The sequence below is a fragment of the Janthinobacterium sp. SUN176 genome (genome assembly GCF_030587335.1).
Taxonomy (GTDB): domain Bacteria; phylum Pseudomonadota; class Gammaproteobacteria; order Burkholderiales; family Burkholderiaceae_D; genus Janthinobacterium; species Janthinobacterium kumbetense.
In genome coordinates, this window is the sequence record NZ_JAPWIA010000001.1 from 2,303,393 (window position 1) to 2,322,078 (window position 18,686).

General features: G+C 59.7%; 20 protein-coding genes and 2 tRNA genes. 7 read left to right on the plus strand and 15 right to left on the minus strand.

Annotated elements, in window-relative coordinates; genetic code table 11:
• Positions 1-9 precede the first annotated feature (9 nt).
• The 12 genes from O3299_RS10350 to O3299_RS10405 form a co-directional block, all read right to left on the minus strand.
• Positions 10-1,425: a CHASE3 domain-containing protein gene (locus tag O3299_RS10350; protein WP_077406205.1), complete on the minus strand. Its 1,416-nt coding sequence runs from the start codon at positions 1,423-1,425 to the stop codon at positions 10-12.
• 144 nt (positions 1,426-1,569) lie between these two features.
• Positions 1,570-2,202: a response regulator transcription factor gene (locus O3299_RS10355; protein WP_034783185.1), complete on the minus strand. Its 633-nt coding sequence runs from the start codon at positions 2,200-2,202 to the stop codon at positions 1,570-1,572.
• Positions 2,203-2,412: 210 nt separating this feature from the next.
• On the minus strand, positions 2,413-2,817 hold the full coding sequence (locus O3299_RS10360) for a MerR family transcriptional regulator (RefSeq protein ID WP_077406208.1): 405 nt from the start codon (positions 2,815-2,817) through the stop codon (positions 2,413-2,415).
• A gap of 10 nt (positions 2,818-2,827) precedes the next feature.
• Positions 2,828-3,175: an integration host factor subunit alpha gene (locus tag O3299_RS10365; protein ID WP_010399205.1), complete on the minus strand. Its 348-nt coding sequence runs from the start codon at positions 3,173-3,175 to the stop codon at positions 2,828-2,830.
• 170 nt (positions 3,176-3,345) lie between these two features.
• On the minus strand, positions 3,346-5,772 hold the full coding sequence (gene pheT / locus O3299_RS10370; protein ID WP_305062258.1) for a phenylalanine--tRNA ligase subunit beta: 2,427 nt from the start codon (positions 5,770-5,772) through the stop codon (positions 3,346-3,348).
• Between the two features lie 78 nt (positions 5,773-5,850).
• Positions 5,851-6,867: a phenylalanine--tRNA ligase subunit alpha gene (gene pheS / locus O3299_RS10375; protein WP_034751917.1), complete on the minus strand. Its 1,017-nt coding sequence runs from the start codon at positions 6,865-6,867 to the stop codon at positions 5,851-5,853.
• 147 nt (positions 6,868-7,014) lie between these two features.
• A complete protein-coding gene (gene rplT, locus O3299_RS10380) occupies positions 7,015-7,374 on the minus strand; it encodes a 50S ribosomal protein L20 (protein ID WP_010399214.1) in 360 nt (119 codons plus the stop codon).
• A gap of 26 nt (positions 7,375-7,400) precedes the next feature.
• The gene (gene rpmI / locus O3299_RS10385) at positions 7,401-7,598 is read right to left on the minus strand and encodes a 50S ribosomal protein L35 (RefSeq protein WP_038493025.1); all 198 of its coding nucleotides are present in this window, start codon (positions 7,596-7,598) and stop codon (positions 7,401-7,403) included.
• A gap of 227 nt (positions 7,599-7,825) precedes the next feature.
• The gene (infC, locus tag O3299_RS10390; RefSeq protein WP_205711303.1) at positions 7,826-8,386 is read right to left on the minus strand and encodes a translation initiation factor IF-3; all 561 of its coding nucleotides are present in this window, start codon (positions 8,384-8,386) and stop codon (positions 7,826-7,828) included.
• Between the two features lie 12 nt (positions 8,387-8,398).
• On the minus strand, positions 8,399-10,306 hold the full coding sequence (gene thrS, locus O3299_RS10395; RefSeq protein ID WP_102294334.1) for a threonine--tRNA ligase: 1,908 nt from the start codon (positions 10,304-10,306) through the stop codon (positions 8,399-8,401).
• 210 nt (positions 10,307-10,516) lie between these two features.
• A tRNA-Val gene (locus O3299_RS10400) sits at positions 10,517-10,593 on the minus strand.
• Positions 10,594-10,682: 89 nt separating this feature from the next.
• Positions 10,683-10,759: transfer RNA gene (locus O3299_RS10405), tRNA-Val, on the minus strand.
• 136 nt (positions 10,760-10,895) lie between these two features.
• Between O3299_RS10405 and O3299_RS10410 the strand changes: the two genes are divergently transcribed.
• Positions 10,896-11,360, plus strand: a complete 465-nt coding sequence (locus O3299_RS10410) for a hypothetical protein (RefSeq protein WP_305062259.1) — start codon at positions 10,896-10,898, stop codon at positions 11,358-11,360.
• 3 nt (positions 11,361-11,363) lie between these two features.
• On the opposite strand, the gene O3299_RS10415 is transcribed toward O3299_RS10410, so the two are convergent.
• The gene (locus O3299_RS10415; RefSeq protein ID WP_305062260.1) at positions 11,364-12,476 is read right to left on the minus strand and encodes an acyltransferase; all 1,113 of its coding nucleotides are present in this window, start codon (positions 12,474-12,476) and stop codon (positions 11,364-11,366) included.
• 150 nt (positions 12,477-12,626) lie between these two features.
• On the opposite strand from O3299_RS10415, the gene O3299_RS10420 reads away from it, so the two are divergent.
• Positions 12,627-13,589 (plus strand): succinylglutamate desuccinylase/aspartoacylase family protein, encoded by a 963-nt coding sequence (locus O3299_RS10420; RefSeq protein WP_369811517.1) that lies wholly within the window; start codon positions 12,627-12,629, stop codon positions 13,587-13,589.
• 161 nt (positions 13,590-13,750) lie between these two features.
• Here the strand turns inward: O3299_RS10420 and O3299_RS10425 are convergent, their stop codons facing one another.
• Together O3299_RS10425 and sugE are read right to left on the minus strand one after the other, a co-directional pair.
• Entirely contained in the window at positions 13,751-14,080 is a 330-nt protein-coding gene (locus tag O3299_RS10425; RefSeq protein ID WP_289898402.1) for an SMR family transporter, read from the minus strand.
• Between the two features lie 23 nt (positions 14,081-14,103).
• Complete coding sequence (gene sugE, locus O3299_RS10430) at positions 14,104-14,424, minus strand: quaternary ammonium compound efflux SMR transporter SugE (RefSeq protein ID WP_034783172.1); 321 nt, start codon at positions 14,422-14,424, stop codon at positions 14,104-14,106.
• A 208-nt stretch (positions 14,425-14,632) separates the two neighbouring features.
• On the opposite strand from sugE, the gene O3299_RS10435 reads away from it, so the two are divergent.
• The 5 genes from O3299_RS10435 (at position 14,633) to O3299_RS10455 (ending at position 18,529) form a co-directional block, all read left to right on the plus strand.
• Positions 14,633-14,995, plus strand: coding sequence for a DUF1304 domain-containing protein (locus tag O3299_RS10435; protein WP_077406232.1), 363 nt, complete (start codon positions 14,633-14,635; stop codon positions 14,993-14,995).
• A 158-nt stretch (positions 14,996-15,153) separates the two neighbouring features.
• On the plus strand, positions 15,154-15,729 hold the full coding sequence (locus O3299_RS10440) for a hypothetical protein (protein WP_251348204.1): 576 nt from the start codon (positions 15,154-15,156) through the stop codon (positions 15,727-15,729).
• A 73-nt stretch (positions 15,730-15,802) separates the two neighbouring features.
• Complete coding sequence (locus O3299_RS10445) at positions 15,803-16,975, plus strand: helix-turn-helix transcriptional regulator (RefSeq protein WP_305062261.1); 1,173 nt, start codon at positions 15,803-15,805, stop codon at positions 16,973-16,975.
• 124 nt (positions 16,976-17,099) lie between these two features.
• Positions 17,100-17,396: a helix-turn-helix transcriptional regulator gene (locus O3299_RS10450; RefSeq protein WP_034751927.1), complete on the plus strand. Its 297-nt coding sequence runs from the start codon at positions 17,100-17,102 to the stop codon at positions 17,394-17,396.
• A 68-nt stretch (positions 17,397-17,464) separates the two neighbouring features.
• Positions 17,465-18,529: an alkene reductase gene (locus tag O3299_RS10455; protein WP_099667401.1), complete on the plus strand. Its 1,065-nt coding sequence runs from the start codon at positions 17,465-17,467 to the stop codon at positions 18,527-18,529.
• Positions 18,530-18,686: the final 157 nt, after the last annotated feature.

Below are 18,686 nucleotides of genomic sequence, written 5' to 3' on the forward strand. Positions count from 1 at the left end.
CAACCTCAATTACGCTTCGGCATCCGCATCGATGTCTTCCGGCTCCGGCGTCAGCGGCAGGGGAATCACGGCTTCCACGCACGTGCCCTTGCCTTCCGGCCCCTGGCGCACGGTGAGAGTGCCGCCCAGCAACAAGGCCCGCTCGCGCATGCCCAGCAAGCCGTGCGACATGGGTTTTTGCAGCGCATCTTCCGTGATGCCGATGCCATCGTCGATCACGCGCAGCACCAGGCCGTGCTCATTGCGCTTCAAGGTCACGCTGACCATGCCGGCGCGCGCATATTTCAGGATATTGGTCAGCGATTCCTGCACGATACGGAACAGGGCAATCGTCAGGGTGGCTTCGCGGTTGTCGATATTGATGGCCACGTCCGTTTCGCAGCGCACGGAACTCATGCGCGCAAAATCCTCGCAATAGCTTTCGATAGCGGCGCACAGGCCCAGATTGTCCAGCAGGCTGGGGCGCAGGTCTTCGACGATGCGGCGCTTCAGTTCCACCGTTTCCAGCAAGGTAGCCTTGGCGCGGCGCAATTGCGCGGCCAGTTCCGGCTGCGTGTGCGCCAGTTGCTGCGTGACGGCGCCCAGGTCCATGCTGATCGACGTCAGGTTGGCGCCCAGTTCATCGTGCAATTCGCGCGCCAGGCGCGCCTTTTCCACTTCATTGACGCTGATCAAATGACGCGACAGCACGGATAACTGCTCCGTACGCTTGCTGACCGTCGACTCCAGGGTGTCGTTGGCATTTTGCAGTGCATACTCGACGGCGGCGCGGTTCTGGAAACTGCGCCGCACCAGCTGGTAAAACATGATCAGCACGAGGATGGCCAGGGCATTGATGCCGATGCCGAGCAGCACGGCTTTCTGGTACTCATGGTAAAAGGCGGCGCTGCCAGAAGACAACGCTTCATTCTGCTCGCGCGTCATGATCACCACTTGCAGGCGGATCTCGTCCATGGTGGCGCGGTCATCGGTCACGCGGGAAATGTTGACGATCTCGGCCAGCCCGCCCTGCTTGTAGACATCGATCGACTGTTGCAACATCGACATCTTGCGACGGATCAAGCTTTTCAGCTGGCCCAGGTTTTTCAACTGGGTAGGACTGCCCGCGAGCAAGGTTTGCAGCTCGTTGAATTCGTTTTCGATTTCCGTGGTCGCCGTCTTCGACGGCCCCAGATAGGTTTCGGAGCCGGAAATGAAATAGCCGCGCAAGCTGCTTTCCGCATCGAGCACGAGCACGTTCAAATACTGCAGGCGGTCCGCCACGCGGGCGCTCTGGCTGAGCAAGGCGTTCGTGCCCTTCAGCGACTGCAGATTATGATAGAGACTGAAACCATTGAGTACAAGCAGCAAGGCGCAAGTCACGCACAGGATCGTCTTGTAGAGGGGCAGGCGGTGATTCGGGGCCGGTTCAGCGGTGAAATACATCCTGATGTGCATCCTTAGCAAGGTTCGGCGCGGGAAAGAGCGCCGGCGCCGGCCAATTATAGTCCTCGCCACAAACTGCTGCACTGCACAAGTCGTGCCGGCTGGCTGGCTGAGCGATCATGTTTCCATGATCGCACCGCAGCGCTAGTCAAGCAAATTGTTTTTCATTGCGTAATAGGTCAAGTCGCTGTTGGATTGCAAGCCCATTTTTTCCATGATGCGCGTACGGTAAGTACTCACCGTCTTGATGCTCAGCGACAAAGCGACACCGATATCGGACACGGTGGCGCCGCGCGCCAGGCGCAGGAAGACCTGGAACTCGCGGTCCGACAATTCCGTGTGCAGCGCGGCATTCGTGTCGCGGTCGAACGATTGCGCCAGCAATTCGCCCACGGTGGAGCTGACATAGCGGCGCCCCTGGAACACGGTGCGCACGGCCGTCATCAGCTCGTCGGCCTCGCATTCCTTGTTCAGATAGCCATTCGCGCCCATCTTGAACAGGTTCAACGCGTATTGCTGCGCGGGATAGCCGCTGAGTATCAGCACGGGCAATTCCGGCTGGCCCTGGCGGATCGTGCGCAAGGTATCGATGCCGCTCTGATCGGGCATGGCTATATCGAGCAGCAATACATCGCAAATTTCGCGGCGGGCGATATCGAGCGCTTCGCGCCCCGTACCGGCTTCCGCCACCACACTGAAATCGCTCGACGACGAAAAAATCTGTTTGAATCCAGCTCGTACTATTTGGTGATCATCACAAATGGCAACGCGTATCATTGTTTCCCCTTAAATTTTCCTGGCCTGGGAAAGACTACCGGAACCTGAACGCTGCTCCGGCTTAGCGTCACTAACAAAAACGCAACATTAACATTATATTCAAAATATGGCGCGCAGTACGGTAGCGTCAGCGCCAAGGCCGAGCGCCCATGCAGTATAGTCAACTCAGTCAACTGCTACCGGACAACCCCACCTATATTGGTACAAATCTTATTTTAGCAAGTTTAAAATCGCAATTAATTCATTGCGTATCCACACGCGGTCCAGCGGCGCTTCCTGCGGCGCGACGGGCATGGCCGGCAGCACTGGCAGTTCGTCGGCGATGGCATGCGATGCGCCACGACTATCGAGCTTGTTGCGCGCGCCGCTGATGGTGAAGCCTTGCTCGTACAGCAATTCGCGGATGCGGCGTATCAACAGCACCTCATGGTGCTGATAATAACGGCGGTTACCACGTCGTTTGACCGGCTTGAGCTGGGAAAACTCCTGCTCCCAGTAGCGCAATACATGCGGTTTGACGCCGCACAACTCGCTCACCTCGCCGATCGTGAAATAGCGTTTCGCCGGAATGGGCGGCAAGGCGATCAACTCGGTTTTACTGATGCGCTCGTTCATCGCCACTCACTCAGGCAGCACGTGCCAGCGGACTGGTCTCTTCGACCATGCTTTTCAGCTTCTGGCTCGCATGGAAGGTCACGACGCGGCGCGCCGTGATGGGGATCTCTTCGCCCGTCTTCGGATTGCGGCCCGGCCGCTGCGGCTTGTCGCGCAACTGGAAATTGCCGAAACCGGACAGCTTGACGGCCTCGCCCCGTTCGAGCGCATTGCGGATCTCGTCGAAAAAGGTCTCGACCATATCCTTCGCTTCGCGCTTGTTCAGGCCCACCTGCTCGAACAACAGTTCGGCCAGTTCCGCCTTGGTCAAGGTGGGTAAATCTTTTTCCGCTTCCTGGCGCACTTTGGCAACCAGCATGGCCCGATGCAGATCTGCGGCCAGTGCGGACTGCAGTACGGCGGAATCAACGTCGCTGTTATTAATTTTCCTGCCCTGCCTTTTCTGTGCGCCCGAGCCCGCCACATGGCAAGCTCGTCTACGGTTGACGACGGAAAGGCCGTCACGCAAGGCGACGGCCAGTCCGGTAATTACGAACGCAGTTTCGCGTCGTGGCCCTGCTTGGCCGCATCGACCAGGACGGCCATCAGGCCATCGACAACATCGTCTTGCAGGGTGTTTTGAGTATCTTGCAAGCTAATCCGGAAAGCAAGGCTTTTTTCATCCGCTTCCAGCCCTTTTCCACGATATTCATCAAATAAAACAATGGCTTGCACGATACGCGCTGCCGGGCTCGACTTGGCGGCGGCGTGGAAGCTGTCGAGCAGATCCTGCACGGCCACCGATTGCTTGACGACCACGGCCAGGTCGCGGCTGGCGCCAGGGAATTTCGAGATTTCCTGGTACACGGGCACGACTCGTTGCGTCAGGGCAGCGGCGTCGACTTCGAACAGCACGGGCGCCAGCGGCAAGTCATACTTTTGCATCCAGCGCGGGTGCAGTTCGCCGATGAAACCGATGACCTTGCCATCGAGCTCCACGTTGGCCGAACGGCCCGGATGCAGGGCCGGATGCTCCGCCTTGCTGAAACGCAAGACCAGCGGCGCGAACAGCGCTTCCAGGTCCGCCTTCACGTCGAAGAAGTCGACCGTGCGCGCAGCCTGGCCCCACTGCTCGTCGGCCACCGCGCCGTAGGCCATGGCCGCCACGCGCTTCGGCTGGGCGTAACCGGCCACCGACAGGGGACCGTTTTGCACGCTGTCGTCGCGCTGGTAGATGGCGCCCACTTCGAAGATGCGCACGCGGTTCGTCTTGCGGTTCAGGTTGTAGCGCACATTGGCGATCAGGCTGCCAATCAGCGAGGAGCGCATCACGCTCATCTGGCTGGCGATCGGGTTCTGCAATTTGATCGGATTCGTGTTGCCCGAGAAATCGCGCTCCCATGCCGTATCGACAAAGCTCATGTTAACCACTTCCTGGAAGCCAAGGTCGGCCAGCTCATGACGTACCGCAAACAAGGAGCGGGTATTTTCTGGTGCAATCTGCATCACGTTCGCGGCCACGGGCGGCAAGGTCGGGATGTTTTCAAAGCCGTACACGCGCGCCACTTCCTCGATCAAGTCTTCCTCGATCTCGATGTCGAAACGGTAGCTGGGCGAGGTCACGGAAAACACGCCGTCCGCCAGGGTGAATGGCAGGGCCAGGCGCGTGAAGATATCGGCGATCAGCTCATCGTTGAGCGGCACGCCGATGACTTTTTGCGCGCGCGCCGTGCGCATCGACACAGGCTGGCGTTGCGGCAAGTTCACCACGTGGTCGTCGACGGGGCCGACGGTCGTGGCCGGCGTGCCGCAGATTTCCACGATCAGGGCCGTGATGCGCTCGATGTGCTCGACGGTGGTGGCGAAATCGACGCCGCGCTCGAAGCGGTGCGCCGCATCGGTCGAGAAATTCAGGCGGCGGGCGCGGCCTTGAATGGCGTTCGGCCACCAGAAAGCCGCTTCCAGGTAAATGCTGTCCGTATCGTCCGATACGGAGCTGGCGTCGCCGCCCATGATGCCGGCCAGCGATTCGATTTCCTGCTCATCGGCAATGACGCCGAGCCACTCGTCGACGGCGATGGTGTTGCCGTTCAACAGCTTGACGGATTCGCCCGCCTTGCCCCAACGCACGTCGAGGCTGCCGTGGATCTTTGCCAGGTCAAACACGTGGCTGGGACGGCCCAGTTCCAGCATGACATAGTTGGAAATGTCGACCAGGGCCGACAGCGGACGCTGGCCGCTGCGCTCGAGGCGCTGCTTCATCCAGTCCGGCGTGGCGGCACGGGCGTTCAAGCCGCGGATGACGCGGCCCGTGAAACGGCCGCACAGGTCCGGCGCACTGACTTTCACTGGCAACACTTCATCGCTGGTGACAGGCACGGTGCGGAACTGCGGCGCATTCAGGGGCACGCCCGTCAAGGCCGACACTTCGCGCGCCACGCCCAGCACGGACAGGCAGTCCGCCTTGTTCGGCGTCAACTTGATGGTGAATTTCAAGTCGTTGAGCGCAAAGTAATCGCGGAAATTCTGGCCGATCGGCGCGTCGTCCGGCAATTCCAGCAAGCCGGCGTTTTCTTCCGACAATTTCAATTCGCGCGCGGAGCACAGCATGCCTTGCGACTCGACGCCGCGCAGCTGGCCTACCTTGATTTCAAACGGCTTGCCATCGGCGCCAGGCGGCAGCACGGCGCCGGCCATGGCGCACACGACTTTCAAGCCCGGGCGCACGTTCGGCGCGCCGCAAACGATGTTGAGCATGGTGCCCGTGCCGACGTCGACCTGGCACACATTCAGGCGGTCCGCGTTCGGATGTTTTTCCATCTCCAGGACCAGGCCCACCACCACGTTCGAGAACGGGGGCGCGACAGGATCGACGTCCTCGACTTCGAGACCTGACATGGTCAGCAGATGGGCCAGTTCGTCCGAAGTCATCTTCGGATCGACCATGGTACGGAGCCAGTTTTCGGAAAATTGCATAATCAAGCCTTCAAAGGGTCAAAGCTCACAGCGCGAGCGCACAGGCGCTCAAGCGCCATGAATCAAACGGAACAATGCTTAGTTGAACTGCTTCAGGAAACGCAAGTCGCCTTCATAAAACAGGCGCAGGTCGTTGATGCCGTAACGCAACATCGTCAAGCGTTCCAGGCCGGAGCCGAAAGCAAAACCGATGAATTTCTCGGGATCGAGGCCGAAGTTCTTCACCACGGTCGGATGCACCTGGCCGGCGCCCGACACTTCCAGCCAGCGGCCTTTCAGCGGGCCCGAACCGAAGGCGATGTCGATCTCGGCCGACGGTTCCGTAAACGGGAAGTACGACGGGCGGAAGCGCACTTGCAAGTCGTCCGTCTCGAAGAAGGCCTTGACGAAGTTCAGGTACACGCCCTTCAGGTCGGCAAAGCTGATGTCTTCGGCGATCCACAGGCCTTCGACCTGGTGGAACATGGGCGAATGGGTGGCGTCGCTGTCGACGCGGTAGGTGCGGCCCGGCGCGATGACCTTGATCGGCGGCGTGTGCGTGCGCGCATAGCGCACCTGCATCGGGCTCGTGTGCGTGCGCAGCAGCAAGGGCTTGCCATCGGTATCGTTGCCGTCGATGTAGAAAGTGTCTTGCATGGAACGGGCTGGATGGTTTTCCGGGCTGTTGAGCGCCGTGAAGTTGGTCCAGTCGTTCTCGATTTCGGGGCCGTCGGCCACGTCGAAACCGATGGAGCGGAAGATTTCCTCGACACGCTCCCACGTGCGCATCACGGGATGGATGCCGCCGGGCATGCGGCCACGGCCTGGCAGGGTCACGTCGATCGCTTCGGCGTTCAGGCGGCCTTGCATCTGGGCATCGGCCAGTGCATCACGGCGCGCCGTCAGCGCGTCCTCGATCTGCACTTTGACGGCGTTGATCAAGGCGCCCTGCGCCTTGCGCGCGTCCGGGTCCAGCTTGCCCAGGCCCTTCATCATTTCGGTAATCTGGCCAGTCTTGCCCAGGTAGCGGGCTTTGGCGTTTTCAAGTGCGGCAGCGTCTGCGGCGGCGATAAAGTCAGCCTGGGCCGAGACGACGAGTTCTTCTAGGGAGTTCATGCGGCATTTCCTGTTTTGGACATCAATTCTGGACTCAGTTATCTAAAATCCAACAATCAAAAACGGAAACGGGGCATAAGGTGTTAAAACCCCTGCCCCGCTCTTTATGACGTCACCCTACGGATGACGTTGTGCAATGACCGATGCTTACGCAGCGATTTTTGCTTTAACTGCGTTGACAATCGCAGCGAATGCTGGCTTGTCCATCACAGCCATATCGGCCAGGACTTTACGGTCCAGTTCGATATTTGCTTTTTTCAAGCCGTTCATGAATACGCTGTACGTTACGCCATGCTCACGGGAAGCGGCATTGATACGGGCGATCCACAGGCGGCGGAAAACGCGTTTCTTGTTGCGGCGATCGCGGTAAGCGTATTGGCCAGCGCGCATAACTGCTTGCTTGGCAACACGGTATACACGGCTGCGGCGACCACGGTAGCCTTTAGCTTGAACAAGAATCTTCTTATGACGGGCACGAGCTGTAACCCCACGTTTTACTCTAGGCATAATAACTCCTTAAATTGAGTGTGAGATTAAGCAGTCGGCATCATGCGCATGACGGATGTGACATCCGATGCGTTGATGTTACGGGTACCGCGCAACTGACGTTTGTTTTTGGTGGTTTTCTTGGTCAGGATGTGGCGTTTGAACGCGTGACCCGACTTGACTGTTCCACCTGGACGCACGCGAAAACGTTTTTTCGCGGAGCTTTTGGTCTTCATTTTAGGCATAGCAATCTGTCCTCTTACGGACAGCTCCATTTATAACAGGATTGCAGGTGGCAACACGACGCTGCGCTTAGATGCCTGCTTTCACATGTTGTGCAGCGGATGCGAGTCCACTACAGTTCACGCGGCCCGGACATTGCTGACCGGGCCGCGCAAATTCTGCCTGGGGTTTGACACCGCGCCAATGCCGGCGCGAGCAGTTTCCACCCACAGTAAAACGCTATTGTATCTTACTTCTTCTTCTTAGGCGAAAGAACCATGATCATTTGGCGGCCTTCCATCTTCGGGAACTGCTCGACCTGGCCGTACGGCTCCAGATCGGCTTTCAGACGTTCCAGCATGCGGAAGCCAATATCCTGATGCGCCATCTCACGACCGCGGAAACGCAAGGTGATCTTGGTTTTATCGCCATCTTCGAGGAACTTGATGAGATTACGCAACTTGATATTGTAGTCACCATCATCAGTCCCCGGACGGAATTTGACTTCCTTCACGAGGATGATCTTTTGCTTCAATTTGGCTTCGTGAGCTTTCTTTTGCTCCGAATACTTAAATTTGCCGTAGTCCATCAAACGGCACACCGGTGGCTGCGCGGTAGGCGCAATTTCCACCAGGTCGACGTTTGCCTCTTCCGCCAGGCGGAAGGCTTCAGCCAAACTTACGATACCGAGTGGCTCGTTATCGACCCCGCTTAAACGCATTTCAGGGGCAGTGATTTCGCCATTGATGCGATGTGACTTGTCAGTAGCTATTGTAATTTCCTTTAAAAATCTTGTAAGACGGTCGTGCAGCGAGTTTCCTCGTCAGGCCTTGGTGTCGACTTCATGTTTGAGTCGCTCAATCAGGGCATCGACGGACATGACGCCCAGATCGACATTGCCCCGCGCCCGCACGGCCACTGTATTCGCATCCCGCTCTTTGTCGCCAATTACTAAGATGTAAGGCAATTTTTGTACGGAATGTTCACGTATTTTATAGGTAATCTTCTCGTTACGCAAATCAGCCTGTACGCGCAGCCCCGCTTTGCGCAGTTTTGTTGTAACTTCCTGTACATAATCGGCTTGAGCGTCGGAAATATTCAACACCGACACTTGCACCGGCGACAACCACAGCGGCATGGCGCCCGCATAGTGTTCGATCAGGATGCCGATGAAACGTTCCAGCGAGCCGACGATCGCGCGGTGCAGCATGATGGGCACCTGGCGCGTGTTATCCACGGCCACATATTCGGCGCCCAGGCGACCCGGCATCGACGGATCGATCTGCACGGTACCCACTTGCCATGCGCGGCCCAGGCTGTCTTTCAGGTGGTATTCGATCTTCGGACCATAGAATGCACCCTCGCCCGGCAATTCCGTCCACTCCACGCCGCAGGCGCGCAGGGCCGAACGCAGGGATTCCTCGGCGAAATCCCACGACTCTTCCGTACCGATGCGGTTATCCGGGCGCAGCGCCAGTTTCACGTCGATATTCGTAAAGCCGAAAGCCGTGTAGACATCCATCGCCTGCTGGTGGAACGCCGTCACTTCGCCGGCGATCTGCTCTTCCAGACAGAAAATGTGGCCATCGTCCTGCGTAAAGCCGCGCACGCGCATCATGCCGTGCAAGGCGCCCGACGGCTCGTTGCGGTGGCATTGGCCGAATTCACCGTAACGCAATGGCAAGTCGCGGTAGCTGCGCATGCCATTGTTGAAAATCTGGATATGGCCAGGGCAATTCATCGGTTTCAGCGCATAGGCGCGGTTTTCCGATTCCGTGATGAACATGTTTTCACGGTAATTATCCCAGTGGCCGGTTTTTTCCCACAGGCCACGGTCGAGAATTTGCGGCGCCTTGACTTCCTGGTAGCCATTGACCTGGTACACATTGCGCATGTATTGCTCGACTTGCTGCCAGATCGACCAGCCTTTCGGGTGCCAGAAGATCAGGCCTGGCGCTTCCTCCTGGAAATGGAAGAAATCGAGCTGTTTACCCAGCTTGCGGTGGTCGCGTTTTTCCGCCTCTTCCAGGTTGTGCAGATACAATTCCTGGTCTTCCTTCTTGGCCCAGGCCGTGCCGTAGATACGCTGCAGCATCTCGTTTTTCGAGTCGCCGCGCCAGTAGGCGCCGGCCAGCTTCATCAGCTTGAAGACTTTCAGCTTGCCCGTCGATGGCACGTGAGGGCCGCGGCACAAGTCCGTGAACTTGCCTTCGGAATACAACGACACTTCCTGGTCGGCCGGGATCGAACCGATCAGTTCCGCCTTGTACGCCTCGCCGATGCCCTTGAAGTATTCGATGGCTTCGTCGCGCGCGACTACCTTGCGCGTGACTTGCTCATCCTTCTTGGCCAGTTCCGCCATTTTCTTTTCGATCGCGACCAGATCTTCCGGCGTGAACGGGCGCTTGTAGGCGAAGTCATAGTAAAAACCGTTGTCGATCACGGGACCGATGGTCACTTGCGCTTCCGGGAACAATTCCTTGACGGCATACGCCAGCAAGTGGGCCGTCGAGTGGCGGATCACTTCCAGGCCGTCGGCATCCTTGTCCGTGACGATCGCCAGTTCCGCATCCTGCTCGATCAGATAGGAAGTATCGACCAGCTTGCCGTCGACCTTGCCGGCCAGGGCAGCCTTGGCCAGGCCGGTACCAATATTGGCCGCAACCTGGGCCACGGTGACCGGGCCGTCAAATTGACGGGCGGAACCATCGGGAAGTCGGATTGTAAGCATATTGATCTCCATATCGGCGCTGGCGCCAGGTAAAACTGCAATGTGATGGGTAAATAACTGAAAGGAAAACGCAGACGCAAAAAAACGCGGACTAGCCGCGTTTTTCACTTTCTTGAGACAAAGGAAACCCGTTCGACTAGCGTCACTCCCAAAGCTTGGTAGTAGTTCGCGGTGTCATAACCGGTTTTACCTTTCTCTCTAACTGCATTCTGGTGGGCGGTGAGGAATTCGAATCCCCGACCCCTTGGATGTCGACCAAGTATTCTAACCAGCTGAACTAACCGCCCGTAAAACTTTTGTTGATCATTGTATTTCAAATGACCGCTTGCGGCTTGCGCCAGCTTAAAACTCTTGAAAACTGCTTACTGCTAAATTCTGGTGGGCGGTGAGGAATTCGAATCCCCGACCCCTTGGATGTCGACCAAGTATTCTAACCAGCTGAACTAACCGCCCCGAAGACCAGCATTATAGAGAGGCTTTCCCAGAATGACAAGGGCTCTTTTACAGGAAACTTTAATCACTCTCCGGGCGTCAGCCCCCTTTATATGGAGAGGGCCCGGCGCACGCGGAATGCCGCTAGAATCGCGGCATGAACTCCACCCTATTCGCCTGGCTGAAAACCCTGAGCCGCATCTGCGGTTTTGAAACGGCCGACTCTTTCCCGCCCGGCCACCCATATGCACGCACGCGCTGGGAAGCTGCGTATTTCGATATCGCCTCCGACGTGAAACCCGACGAGATGGAACGGCGCCTCTGCGCAGCCATCGCCAACACGCCGAGCGTCTTCGCCTACATCACCAATCCCACGCCGCGCATGCAGCGCGCACTGCTGAACGTGATCCACGACCGGCTGCGGCGCCAGCCCGGCGCGGGCGCCACCGACCTGGTCTTGTTATTGATCAATGCCTACGCCAGCGAGCACATCATGGAAGCCGTGCCTGGCCTGCGCGCCCTGATCTTCAACACTGCACATGAAGAGACGAACCTGCGCGTGCATGCCATCCTGGAATTACTGGTGGACACACCGCGGGGACTGGACGTGATCGACATGTAATCGTCACGCGTGATTGGCAGGCACATAGCGCGCCCGCAAGCGCATGAACGGCGTTTCCACCAATCTATATAAGAGCCAGCCCGTGACGATGCTGACAGCGATACTGACCAGTATCGCCGGCGCACCGTCCGGCCCGTGGCCAACGTCTTGCAACAAGGGCCGCAGCAGGATGCACAGCTGCTTGTGCAGCAGGTAAATCGCATATGACCACAGGGCCAGGCTGGCCGCGCCCGGCACGCGCAATTGATACAAAGCACTGGCAGGACTCAGCGCGGCGATCAGCAATAAGGTAAAACTGGCGGCCAGGGCCGGATAGCCGAACACCGTCACCCAATAACCATAGTGATCGGCGACGAACACGTAAAACATCAGCGCCGTGCCAAAGATTCCCGCCAGCAAGGTGCGATTGCCATAGGATGTCAGGCGCAGCCAGGCGCCAGGGTGGTAGTTTTTCAGCAGCGCCAGCGCCACGCCCGCCACCAGCTCGTCGAAACGGCACCACGACGCGTAATAAATGTATTTGTAATAGCCGAGGCCGCCTCGCGGCACGTGCACATATTCATCCCACAGATAAGCACGCAGCAGCATGCCGACGATAAAGCTGGCGGCCACGGCCACCCACGCCCACAGCAGGGACTTGCGGCAAGCCGCGATCGCCAGCGCCACGGCCGGCAGCAGCACGTAGAACTGCTCTTCCACGCACAGCGACCACGCATGGGAAAACGCCGTGCCCGGCGTCAGATTGATGTTTTGCGTGAACGTCAGGAATTTCCACAAGGGAAGTAGCGCGCTATCGCCGCGAAACGCGGGCCACAAATAATACAGGGCCAGCACGGCATAAAAACTGGGCAAGGTGCGCAGGAAACGGCGCGCATAGAAGCGCGGCAAGGAAAAGCCTTGCTCGCTGCGCAAGGCCGCAAAGATCTGGTTGCCGATCAGGTAGCCGCTGAGGGCAAAGAACAGGTCCACGCCCGTCCAGCCGATTTCTCCCCAGAAACCAAACGCCCCGCCCTCGCTGACGAACAACAAATAATGGTTCATGAAGACCAGCACGATGGCCAGCGCGCGCAAGGTATCGAGGCCGTACAGGCGGGAAGGATGGGACGTACTGGTCATGGAATCGGCAAGGGAAAACAACATTGGCGCCGATCATGCCATGCCGGGGTGGGCGATGGGTACATTCCTGGCGACATTTTTACGGGTACCTGCCGCGAATCCCGCTAAAATATGCCGACCCCGCTTTCCCTTCCCTGATACCAATAGGATATGTCCAGCATGAGCAGCGCACTCCACTTCAAGTCCATCAACTACACGGGCCAGGGCAGCGGCCCGCGCCTGATCGTCACCGGCGCCGTGCACGGCAATGAAACCTGCGGCACCAAGGGCATCCACCGCGTGATGGCTGAACTCGACAGCGGCGCCCTGTCCATCGTGGCCGGCAGCGTCACCTTCGTGCCCATCACCAACCCGCTCGCTTACGCCAAGGGCGTGCGCAGCGGCGACCGCAACCTGAACCGCAACCTGTTCCCAAACGACAATCCGCAAGATTTCGAAGACCGCATCGCCAATTGGCTGTGCCCGCTGCTGGGCCAGCACGACGTGCTGCTCGACTTGCATTCATTTAATGCCGACAGCCAACCCTTCGTCATGGTGGGACCGCGCAACAACGACGGCCCGCTGCAACCTTTTAAACATGAAGAAAAGGAACGCGCGCTGGCGCGCCGCCTGGGCGTGCGCCGCTTCGTCGACGGCTGGCTGCATGCGTATGGCCAGGGCGTGCAGCGCCGCCTGGGCAATAGTGACCAGGTGGGCCTGGTCTTGCGCTACGGCGTGGGCACCACCGAATACATGCGCTCGACGGGCGGCTATGCGCTCACCCTGGAATGCGGCCAGCACGCGGACCCGGCCGCACCGGACGTCGCTTACCGCGCCATCATGAACACCTTGGCTTTCCTCGGTTTCATTGACGCGCCGCAACCGGAAGCCATCGCGGACGCCGACATGGAAGCGCTGAACATGGTCGTCGTGCACGACAAGCTGCATGCAAGCGACCGCTTCATCAAGACCTGGTCCAGCTTTGACAAGGTCAAACAGGGCGAGCAGATCGGCGTGCGCGCAGACGGCACGCCCGTGACGGCCGAATTCGACGCCTATATCCTGTTCCCCGACGTCAATGCGGCGGCCAATGCCGAGTGGTATTACCTGGCGCGGGTTGCCAGCAGCTTTTGATTAGAGCCTATTCCAGTAGGGAGCGTCATCTGCTGGCCGTTCATCAGGAGCGCGGACAAGGCGTGAGGAGGACGCGTGGCGAGCCACGCGACGACGATCAACGCAGTCCCCGCTTCTGAGGGGCGCCGGCAGGGGATGTATTCATCTACTGGGATAGGCTCTTAGTGCCCGACCGACTTGGAGAACAAGTTAATGACGAGCACGCCGGCAATGATCAGCCCCAGGCCGATCAGGGCCGGCGTGTCCAGGCTTTGCTTGAACCAGAACCAGCCGACGGCGGAAATGAGCACGATGCCCACGCCCGACCAGATCGCATACACGATGCCGGTGGGAATGACCTTCAAGGTCAGGGACAGGCACCAGAAGGCGATGCTGTAGCCAAGCACGGTGATGACGCTGGGCCACAAGCGGCTGAAGCCCTCGGACGCCTTCAAGGCGCTGGTGGCGATCACTTCGGCGATGATGGCGATGGCAAGGTAGAAATACGTCATGGCGAGGCTCATGCTGGCGTCCTTTATTGGGGGCTGAGCAGCTTCAAGCCCAGGATGCCCGACACGATCAGGGCGATGCAGGCGATGCGCGCGGCGCTGGCCGGCTCGCCCAGCACCATGATGCCGAAGATGGCCGTGCCGACGGTGCCGATGCCCGTCCAGATGGCATATGCCGTGCCCAGCGGCAAGGTGCGCAAGGCCAGGCCCAGCATCACCACGCTGCCCAGCATGGAAATAGCCGTCAGCACGGATGGCACGAGGCGGGTAAAGCCGGCACTGTATTTGAGGCCGATGGCCCAGCCGATTTCCAGCAAACCAGCCAATACCAAAATAATCCACGCCATCGTACTCTCCTGAGGCGGCAGGGTCGTCCCCGCCATGCAGCCCCGTCATCGAGCGGGGTCGTCCCCACAGGAGCAAAAGGAAAAGTATACCATCGGGTGAAAAGGCTTGCCGCCAGCACATTTTTCTAGTGCGGCCGCTCCAATCGAAAGTTGCCAAAAAACATGCTGATGGCCGCATAATTGCCGCATCCATTCACTCTCGGGAACAATGATGCTGCTACTGGCCCAGATTCTTACCGCCCTCATCCTGCTGCTGCACGTGTATATCGTGCTGCTGGAAACCGTGCTGTTCGATGCGCGCGGACGCAAGGTGTTTGGCCTGTCGAAGGAAAAAGCGGAGATCGTGCGTCCCGCCATGTCGAACCAGGGTTGCTACAACGGTTTTCTCGTCGCGGCGCTGGCGCTGGGCTTTTTTCACCCGGACGCGGCCATCGCCCATGCATTTACCGTGTTCGGCCTGGCGTGCATCGCCGTGGCCGGCGCATGGGGCGCAGCCACCGTCATGACGCGCATCCTCTACCTGCAGACGGTGCCTGCCGTCATCGCCTTGCTGCTGTTCCACTTCGCCTGATCCCCGCCGGGGCGGCCAGCCGGCCGCCCTACCCCACTCCGTGCCGCCGGCGCATACCCCAAATGGGTGATGTTTCCAAAAAACATGCCCGATACAATTCCTTGTAGCAAAGATACCACCAGACACATGGTGGCAAGTCACCGTCCACAGGGAAAATCATGCAAGCACATCCAACCACCTTTGCCGTCACTTTGCTCGGCTGCCTCATGCTGTCCGCCTGCGGTGGCGGCGGCAGCGCCGACAGTGGCTCGGGCGGCGGTTCCACCAGCGCCAGCGGCGGCACCTCGTCCACCTGCCAGTACAACAATCTGATCAGCGATACGGAACGCAAGCAAGCCAGCGCCTGCGGCATCCAGGTATCGGGCAACTACGCCCAGGCCGATTCCGGCTATGACAGCGTGATCGCCGCCTGCAAGCAGGGCGAAAAGGCCAAGGCGGATACCTACTACAGCGGCACGTACCAGAAAATGGTCGACTACGCGCGCTCCGTGAGCAAGGAACTGGGCTGCGGGCAAAGCAACGGCGCCACCTTGCCCAACAACACAGTGGCCAGCAACTACAATTTCTGTGTCAAAAGCACCACCGTCAATGGTAAGCTCAGCTATGAAGGCGCTTGCTACGGCCCCGTCAAATCCGGCGAAGGGGGCTGCGGCAGCGGTTACAACTATGTGAGCCAGTACGCCAGCCTCAGCACGTGCACCTCCGGCGGCAAAAGCTGGCTGGAATCGCGCTAGGGAAGCCGGGCGGCCGCTGCCAAGGCCGCCCGCGCCATGCCTTGTCCACCGCTTGCCGCCATGAGGATCGCCAATGACGCCATCGCTCGCCGTCGCCAGCCAGGCACTGATTACCCTGATCTATGAAGCGGCCACACAACATATCCAATGGCAAGATTTCCTTGCCGCCTTTGCACGCCAGCTGAAATCGCACGCGGGTTTGATCTGGGCCAATGATTTCAACAACCGCTCGGTCGACGTCCAGCTGCCCGGCAGCGGCCTGTCCGCCACCTATGGCTTCGAAACGGATGCCATGGCCAGCTTTGCCAGCTATTACGGCGCGCGCAATGTCTGGCTGGAAGACGCCACCCTGCACCACGAAGGCGCCGTCGTCACCGGCTCCATGCTGTTTCCCGACCATTGCCTGAAGAAAACCGAGTACTGGGCGGACTGGCTGCGCCCGCAAGACATCTTTTATACGGCAGCGGCCATCGTCGAATTGCGCGCCGAGCGCTCCACCAACGTCACCGTAGTGCGCCGCGAACGGGCGGGTGCCTACGAGGCGGGCGAACTGGCGCTGATCCGCAGCCTGATGCCGCATTTGCAGACGGCCTTTGCCCTGCAGCGCAAGCTGCGCCGGCTGGAAGTGCTGTCCCGGAGTTCCACCCAGGTGCTGGAATTGCTGCCGTTTGGCGTGCTGCTGCTCGACGCCACGTCACAATTGCTGTACGCCAACGAGCGGGCGCTGGCCATGACGGCTGCGACGCGGCTGCTGCAGTTGCGTGAAGGCGCGCCCCTGTATTGCCCGCGAGAAGCGGACAACGGCGCGCTGCGGCGCATGCTGCATGAGGCGGCGCAAACGGGCACGGCGGCGGCAGGCGGCCCCGGCGGCGTGCTCAACCTGAGCGGCCTGACGGGAGAACAGCTGCGCCTGCGCGTCACGCCCCTGCCCTCCTGGCACAGTCCGTTCGGCTCGGCCAGCGCCATCGCCGTCTTTCTCAGCGACAGCAGCGACCTGATCACATCCCTGGCCGCCACCCTGCGCAATTTCTATGGCATGACGGTGGCCGAGGCGCGCCTGACGGAAGCGCTCGTCAACGGCTATTCCCTGCAGGAATACGCCGAGCGCCAGCGCATTTCCATCCACACGGCGCGCACGCAGATCAAGAGCGCCACCGCCAAGGCCGGCGCCCAGCGCCAGGTGGACCTGGTGCGCATCGTGTTGACGGGCCCGGCCGTGCTGCAGCGCAATCCCCTTCCCGCCTGAATCCGTTCAAAAACGCGCGCCGCCAGCACGCTTTTCATTTATATCGTAATATTGCGATATTAGAATTTGGAAAATACGATATATGCATCGCTGAAAAGCGAATTGTATGTTCAGGAGAAACAATATGGATATCGACGCCATCCACAAGGCGCTGGCCAATCCGGTGCGCCGGCAGATTTTGCAATGGCTCAAGGAGCCGGAACAGTATTTCCAGGAGCAGGACCACCCGCTGCACCTGGGCGTGTGCGCCGGCCTGATCGACCGCCGCCTGAACCTGTCGCAATCGACGGTCTCGGCGCACCTGGCCAGCTTGCAAAAGGCGGGCCTGATTTCCGCAACCAAGGTGGGCCAATGGAGTTTCTTCAGCCGCAACGAAGCCACCATCCAGGCCTTTCTCGATCACATGCAGCAAGGTTTGTAAGCACAGCTTTCATCTCGATAACTCCGTCTCAATGCCGCTCGACCGGCCCCAACAAGGAAATGATAATCATGGCAACTTTATTCGACCCCATCACCATTGGCAGTCTGCAACTGAAAAACCGCATCATCATGGCGCCGCTGACGCGTTCGCGCGCCGGCAATCCGGGCCGCGTGCCCAACGCCCTGATGGCCGAGTACTACACGCAACGCGCCTCGGCCGGCATGATCATCTCGGAAGCGACGGCCGTCACGCCGCAGGGCGTGGGCTACGCCGACACGCCGGGCATCTGGTCCGAGGAACAGGTGGAAGGCTGGAAACACATCACCCGGGCCGTGCATGACGCTGGCGGCCTGATCGTGCTGCAGCTGTGGCATGTGGGCCGCATTTCCGCCCCCGTCTTCCTCGATGGCGACTTGCCCGTGGCGCCCAGCGCCGTCAAGCCGGCCGGCCACGTGAGCCTGGTGCGTCCGAAACAGGAGTTCGTCACGCCGCGCGCGCTCGATACGGAAGAAATTCCCGGCATCGTGGCGGCCTACCGCCTGGGCGCCGAAAATGCAAAAAAAGCGGGTTTCGACGGCGTGGAAATCCATGGCGCCAATGGTTATTTGCTCGACCAATTCCTGCAAGACAGCACCAACTTGCGCACCGACAACTACGGCGGTTCGATTGAAAACCGCGCCCGTTTGATGCTGGAAGTGACGGACGCCTGCATCGAAGTCTGGGGCGCCGACAAGGTGGGCATGCACCTGGCGCCGCGCCGCGATGCGCACGACATGGGCGACTCGGACCCGCGCGCCACCTTCGGCTACGTGGCACGCGAGCTGGGCAAACGCGGCATCGCTTTCATCTGCGCCCGCGAAGCGCTGGGCGAAGACCGCCTGGGCCCGTACCTGAAGCAGGAGTTCGGCGGCGTGTACATCGCCAACGAGAAAATGGACAAGGCGGCGGCCGAAGCCTTGCTGGCCAAGGGCGAAGCCGATGCCGTCGCCTTTGGCCTGTGGTTCATCGCCAACCCCGACCTGCCCACCCGCCTGCACAGCGACGCGCCCTTGAATCCGCTGAACCCGGACACCCTGTACGCGCCGGACGCTGCCGGCTACACGGACTACCCGGCGCTGGCGGCACAAGCCTGAACGGCAAGCTGAGCGGCACCCTGAAAGCCCCCTGAGCGGCACTGCGCCGCCCATTCCCCCTGTCGGCGGACGCGACGATACCAACGCACTGACTGCGTGACGATCGCCGCGTCCGCCGCTTTTTTCGCTTCTTTATTGACGCCGCCGCGCCATTCCC